Annotated in this window: 3 protein-coding genes; all 3 read left to right on the top strand. The window is 73.0% G+C overall.

Annotated elements, in window-relative coordinates:
- The first annotated feature begins 126 nt into the window (after nucleotides 1–126).
- Nucleotides 127–966 carry a winged helix-turn-helix transcriptional regulator gene (locus ACVNF4_RS34850; protein WP_461806862.1) on the top strand — a complete coding sequence of 280 codons (840 nt, stop codon included), beginning with the start codon at nucleotides 127–129 and terminating at the stop codon, nucleotides 964–966.
- Between the two features lie 120 nt (nucleotides 967–1,086).
- Nucleotides 1,087–2,046, top strand: coding sequence for an SPDY domain-containing protein (locus ACVNF4_RS34845; RefSeq protein ID WP_461806861.1), 960 nt, complete (start codon nucleotides 1,087–1,089; stop codon nucleotides 2,044–2,046).
- Nucleotides 2,047–2,109: 63 nt separating this feature from the next.
- Nucleotides 2,110–2,513: hypothetical protein (locus ACVNF4_RS34840; protein ID WP_461806860.1), on the top strand; the 404-nt coding region annotated here is incomplete at its 3' end.

Here is a 2,513-nt window from a genome sequence, read left to right as displayed (position 1 = left end):
CGCCGCCCTCGGCCGCAGCAGCACAGCGGCAGTCGCCGCCACCGCCGCCCCGCCCACCGAACCCGCCGCGAGCCCGGCCACCCGGCCTTCCCGATCCCGCTGACCTCCCGAAGAAGGGCGCTTCCCATGTCCACCACCGTCCAGCCCTCCGCCGCCCTGATCGGCTCCGTCAACACCCAGCGCGTCGAGGACGCGCTGTCCCTGATAGCCCCGAAGTGGACCACCTGGGTGGTGCAGACCCTCGCGCAGGAGGGCGGCGCCCTGCGCGTGCGGGAGATCTCCGCCCGACTGCCCTTCGTCACAGAGACGTACCTCAGCGCGCGGCTGGCCCAGATGCATGCCGGCGGACTGCTCACCCGCGCCAACGGCTTCCGGGCCCCGTACCAGCTCAGCAGTGCGGGCGAATCCCTGCACTGGGTGCACAGCGCTCTCGCGGACTGGTCCCGGAACAATCTGCCGCTCGGTGAGACGGCCGGTGCCGAACGCGTCGAGGACGCCGTCCGCCGTCTGCACCTGCGGCATACGACCGCCGTCGTCCGGGCCCTCGACGCGAACGGGCCCATGCGCTTCGGTCACATCGCCGAGGAGGCCGGCCTGGCCCCGGGCACCGTGCTCCCGCGGCTTCGCCGTCTCGAGGCTGACGGCCTGATCACCCAGACCGGGCCGCGCTACAGCAACCCCTACGCGCTGACGGACGCCGGACGAGCCCTGGGCCCCGTCTACGCGGCAGTCGAGCACTGGAGTGACACCACCGCCGCACACAGCCACCCCGCACCCCAGGCCCCGGTCACGGAGGTCACCCACGCTCGCACCGGTGCCCCGCCGGAGCCGGACCGCGTCCGCACCGCAGCAGCCCTGCGCCGGAGCACCATCGCACCGAACGTCCTGTTCAGCCACGCACCCCAGCCCCAGCCACAGGTGCCGGCGGCCGTCACCGCGCAGTCCGCGCCCTCCCGGATCCGGTGACCCGGATGCCGCCGAGAACCCGCCGCATCCCCGCCTCACCCCAGCGCCCGCATGCGGCCGAGCAGCCCCTTGCTCCGCGCACGCGGACGCGTCCCCCTCTTGCATCCCGGAGTTCCCCCTGTGAGCACGCAGCCTCACGGCCAGTACGATCCCTACGAGGAAGTACTGGTCAGCCCTCTGTACCTGGCCGGTTCCAACGGAAGCGGCGAAGCGGGCTTCGCCCCCGTCGCCCACTGGCCGCACCACCACCTCGACGAAGGCCCCTGCCAGCTCCTGGTCACCTCGCCCGACCAGAGGATCCGCATCGGCTGGTTCGGCGACGACTTCGACCTGTGGAAGATCTCCGCCGCCGAGGAGGCCGTGGCCGCACCCCGCTGGACGGCCACCTTCAACCACGTCACCCCGGCCGAGATCGTCGCCGGCCTCACCACCGCCCTGGCCCAGGACTACGCCGCATCCGACCCCGACGAGGGCAACGGCCGCTTCCTCGCGAACCCTTCGATGTACTGGGCCGACGCCGCCCAGCCACTGACCGATGCCGGCTGGACCCGCAGCGGCGCAGCCGAACGCGGCACCGTCGAGATCATCGCCCCTGACGGGCAGGCAGGCATCCTGATCGACCGGCGCCGCTCCGGCTGGGACGACGAAGTCTTCACGCTGTGGGCCGGCCCGCCGGGCTGGGAAACGCGCGCCGAGGCGACCTTCACCGCCCACACCCCGTCCCACCTCATCGCCGCGACGGCAGCCGCCATGACCGACCCCACCCCCGTGCTACGCGAGCGACACCACCTCGACCACAGGATGACGGACCTGGCGACGCTCACTCCCGTCCGCCCGGCGGACACCCAGGCACCCTCCGCCCCTCGGGGTTCCCGCGCTCCGACCCCGCTCGACGTACGCCGTACCGCTGTCACCCAGGCCGTCCACCGCGCCGCACGCCTCCCGCGAACCGCCGCCGACCTCAGGGTCATGGCGGCCCACAGCCTCACGGACCTCCCCGGCCGGCACCGGCCGAACCCCGCACCTGTCCTCGGAACCGGCCCCCAGACCAGTTCTTCGAACCCGCGCCGCAGCCGCTGACCACCTGGCCCCGGCCGTCCGCTTCTGCTTGAGACAGCACCTCCGAACGCCGGGAGTCCCGCCATGCCCGACACCACCGCACTCGACCAGGCCACAGCCCTGATCGAGAAAGCCTGGGGCCTCCCCATCGACGCCCTGGAAACCCTCGCCGTCCGCCTTCCGACCGAGGACCCGCTCCTGCGCTCGGCCATGCACATCCGCTCGACCCTGGCCGTCACCGACAATGCCGTGACCGTGCACCAGAACCGCCTGCACGCCCTCACCCGGCCCGGCCACCCGCCGGCCTTCTACGACCTAGACCGAATCACCAGTTCAGCGGCCGACCTCCGCGTCGCCCAAGCCGAAAGCCAGGCTTCCCTACGGGCCATCAGCCACGTGATCGAAGCACGCGAAGCCGCCGCGACCGCGGACCGGGCGACAGCAGCCCGGCTGGCCCAGGCCGCTGTCGCCCGCTCCGGGCCCCCGCC

Source organism: Streptomyces sp. S6, assembly GCF_054880855.1.
This window is presented reverse-complemented; position numbering and strand designations above follow the sequence as displayed.

Bases quoted from the DNA above. Each gene is read 5' to 3' on its own strand.
- ACVNF4_RS34850 (WP_461806862.1), top strand. From the start codon at position 127: ATGTCCACCACCGTCCAGCCCTCCGCCGCCCTGATCGGCTCCGTCAAC.